Origin of the sequence: Tepidamorphus gemmatus (assembly GCF_004346195.1) — a bacterium.
Classification (GTDB): domain Bacteria; phylum Pseudomonadota; class Alphaproteobacteria; order Rhizobiales; family Tepidamorphaceae; genus Tepidamorphus; species Tepidamorphus gemmatus.
This window is the reverse complement of record NZ_SMAK01000026.1, coordinates 1-4,112: the sequence shown is the minus strand read 5'-3', so window position 1 is coordinate 4,112 and position 4,112 is coordinate 1. Positions and strand designations below refer to the sequence as shown.

At 71.0% G+C, this 4,112-nt stretch carries 2 protein-coding genes; both read left to right on the top strand.

Annotated features, from left to right (window positions below):
• Window positions 1-3,139, top strand: a 3,139-nt coding sequence (locus EDC22_RS17775; protein WP_207903843.1) for a baseplate multidomain protein megatron, incomplete at its 5' end; no start/stop codon positions are given.
• 10 nt (window positions 3,140-3,149) lie between these two features.
• Window positions 3,150-4,112 (top strand): DUF2793 domain-containing protein (locus EDC22_RS17770; protein WP_132808099.1); only part of this gene is annotated, 963 nt, incomplete at its 3' end.

The following is a 4,112-nucleotide window of genomic DNA, read 5'->3' as shown; positions in this document are numbered from 1 at the left end:
GAGAAAGCCGAAGGTCGAGAGCCGCAACAAATACACGGTCTACTACGGTCATCCGTACCCCTGGGTGGTGGCGGGGCTCGATCGGCTGACCGCTGACCTCGTCAGCGAGGTCGCGCCGGGCGTGCCGGCCTATGGCGGCTCGCCGAACGATGCGAGCGTCATCGCCTGCATCCGTGAGCTGAAGGCTCGGGGCTTCAGGGTGCTGCTCTATCCGTTCGTCATGATGGACGTTCCGGCCGGCAACGCGCTGCCGAACCCCTGGTCGGACAACGCCGCCGCGACCGGCCAGCCGGCCTATCCCTGGCGGGGCCGGATCACCTGCTCGCCGGCGCCGGGCTTCGCGGGCTCGCCCGACAAGACCGGGGCGGCGGCAAGCCAGGTCGCCGCCTTCATGGGCAGCGCCACGGCGGCGCACTTCGCGGCGTCCTCGGGCGTCACGGTCACCTATTCCGGCCCGGACGAATGGCGCTACCGGCGGTTCATCCTGCACATGGCCAAGCTGGCGCAATTGGCGGGCGGGGTCGATGCCTTCACCATCGGCTCGGAGATGGTCGGCATGACCACCGTCCGCTCCTCGGCCTCGGCCTATCCCTTCGTGAGCGAGCTGATCGACCTTGCCGGCGAGGTGCGTTCGATCCTCGGAACGGGCACCAGGCTCGGCTATGCCGCCGACTGGTCGGAGTATCACTCGCACCGGCCGGCGGACGGCTCCGGCGACGTGTTCTTCCACCTCGACCCGCTGTGGGCGGATGACGGGATCGACTTCATCGGCATCGACAACTACCTGCCGCTCGCCGACTGGCGCGACGGCAGCGACCACCTCGACTACAGCCCGACCGGGCCGACCACCGTCCACGATCTCGATTATCTCAAGGCGAATGTCGAGGGCGGCGAGTACTACGACTGGTTCTATGCCTCGGCGGCCGACCGCGACAGCCAGACCCGCACGCCGATCACCGACGGCGCCCATGGCAAGCCCTGGGTGTTCCGCAACAAGGACATCCGCAGCTGGTGGCAGAACCCGCACGTCAACCGGCCGGGCGGCGTCGAGGCGGCCTCGCCGACGGCCTGGGTGCCGGAGGGCAAGCCGATCTGGTTCACCGAGCTCGGCTGTCCGGCGGTCGACAAGGGCGCCAACCAGCCCAACGTGTTCTTCGACCCGAAGTCGTCGGAATCGTTCCTGCCGCACTTCTCGTCGGGGGCCCGCGACGACGCCATGCAGCGCGCCTTCCTGCAGGCGGCGCTCGAATACTGGGCCGATGACGCCAACAACCCGCTCTCGGGCGTCTATCCCGGCCGCATGATCGACACCTCGTGGACGGCGATCTGGGCCTGGGATGCGCGGCCGGCGCCCTCCTTCCCGCAGGACGAGGCGACCTGGGCGGATGCGGCGAACTTCGAGCTCGGCCACTGGATCTCCGGGCGGCTCGGCGCGGCGCCGGCGCGGGAGACGATCGCGACGATCCTCACCGACCACGGCTTTGCCGATCATGCCATCGACCCGATGCCGGGCGTCGTCGACGCCGTGGTGATCGACCGCATCCTGTCGCCGCGCGGTGTTCTCGAGGCGATCCTGCCGGCCTTCTCGGCCTACGCGGTCGAAAGCGGCGGGGTGGTGCGGTTCCGCTCGCGGCTCGGCGAGCCCGTCGTGCGCGATCTTGGCCTCCACGACCTCGCCGAGACGGCCGCTGGCGCGGGATCGGCTGCGGGATCGGACGAGGCGGGGGCGTTCGCGGTGCGCACGTTCGACGAGGCCGCCGCGCGGCCGGACGTGGTCAGGGTCGCCTATGGCGATCCGGCCGGCGACGACCAGCCGGCCTCTGCCGAGGCGATGCGGCCGGGTAGGTTCGGGACGGGTATGTCCGCGACGGGCAGGGCCGGCCGCGTCGTCCAGGTGGCGCTGCCCGTGGTGATGCCGGCCTCGCGCGCCGGGGCGATTGCCGAGATGCTCCTCAACGACGCCTGGGCCGCCCGCGAGACCGTCGAGTTCGCCCTGCCGCCCTCTCTGCTCGATCTCGATCCCGGCGATGTGGTGCGCCTCGAGGGCGCCGGCGCCGATACCTGGCGCATCGCCGAGATCGCCGACGGGCAGGCGCGGCGGGTGCGTGCCGCGCGCACCGAGGCGAGCCTCTACGCCGCGGCCGTCATGCCGCGGCGGCCGCGCCCGCCGGCGCCGGTGCCGGCGACCGGCCTGCCCGAGGCGGTGTTGCTCGACGGGCCGCTGCTCAAGGACGGCGACAGCGCCGATGCCGGCTACATCGCCGCCTACCTGTCGCCCTGGCCGGGCGGCGTGGCGTTCTGGCGCAGCCCCACGCAGTCGGGCTTCGTGCTCGACACCACCGTGCCGATCGCGGCGCGCATGGGAGAGCTCGCCTTCGACGTCTGGTCCGGTCCGCTCTGGCGCTGGGATCGCGGCAACGAACTGTGGATCGACCTTGCCGCCGGCACGCTCGCCTCGGCCGAGGAGATCCAGGTGCTCGGCGGCGCCAATGCGCTCGCCATCGAGAATGCCGACGGCGAGTGGGAGATCGTCCAGTTCGCGACCGCGACGCTGATGGCGCCCGGCCGCTACCGCCTGACCAACCTGCTGCGCGGCCAGCGCGGCTCGGCCCATGCGATGCGCGATCCGGTCGCCGCCGACGCCCGCGTCCTCGTGCTCGATGCGGCGGTCCGCCAGCCGGCGCTGTCCGCCGACGAGGTCGGCCTGCCATTCGTCTGGCGGGTCGGTCCGGCGAACGCCGACGTAGCCGATCCGAGCTACCTCGAGACGACCTTCACCATGACCGGTCGCGGCCGGCGCCCGCTCGCGCCGGTGCATCTGCGCGGCAGGCGCGATCATGCGACCGGTGACTGGACCCTGAGCTGGATCCGGCAGACCCGGATCGGCGGCGACTCCTGGGATCAGACCGAGGTGCCGCTCGGCGAGGCGTCCGAGGCCTACCGGCTGGAGATCCTCGATCCCGGCGACGACAGCGTGGTGCGCACGCTCGACCTTGCCTCGCCAAGCTACCTCTACACCGCCGCCCAGCAGACCGCCGACTTCGGCACGCCGATCTGGAACGTGAAGATCCGCGTCGCGCAGATGTCGGCCACCTATGGCGCCGGCATGCCCGCCACCGCGTTGACATGGGACCATTGAGGAACGACCGATGGCCGATACCGCCCGCCTGAAGCTGCCGCTGCTTGCCGCCGCGCAGGCCCAGAAGCACGTCACCCACAACGAGGCGCTCACCGCGCTCGACACGCTGGTGCAGCTCTCGGTCCTCGACAAGGACCTGGCAAGCCCGCCCGCCAGCCCCGCCGAGGGCGATTGCTACATCGTCGCCGCCTCCGCCAGCGGCGCCTGGACCGGCTGGGACGGCCGTATCGCCCGCTATCAGGACGGCCAGTGGCGCTCCTTCCTGCCCGGCGAGGGCTGGCGCGCCTGGGTCGCCGACGAGGCGCGCGACTATGTGCTGAGCGCCGGCGCCTGGCTGCCGCTCGCCCGCGCCGGCACCGCCGGTCTCCTCTTCACGCCGGGCGCGACCACGTTTTACCGGATCGACACCTCCTCGGGGCAGAACCCGCGCACCGCCCTCATCCAGTCGATCTCCGGCGACACCATCACGCTGACCACGAGCGTCGCCAGCCAGTTCTTCACCTCGGCCTTCATGACCGATGTGAGCTATGCCCGCATCTGGAACACCACGAAGGATCCGATCGAGCCGGCCTGGGTCAGGGCCCAACCGGCCGCCAACCAGCTCCAGGTGCTCTCCGCCGCATCCATCGCCGGCTGGGCCAATGGCGAGACGATACAGATCGGCGATCCCGAGACCGTGACGCCGAACCGCTGCATCGCCCTCGACATCAGCCCGATGATGCAGGCCATCCTCGGCCAGGTGTTCCCCCAGGCCGGCATCGTCGTGAAGGCGGCGCTCGCCGCGGCCACCGCCAACGACTTCCTCGACATCAGTCCGAACGGCGCGACCGGAACCTTCGTCAAGGCGGCCCGGTGCTATGTCGCGGGCGGCACCGGCGAGAATGCCACCACCGTCATCTCCTGCACCGAACCCTCGCCGGTGTCGAACTCCAACCTCGTCTTCATCCGCGAATCCATCGCCACCACCGCAACC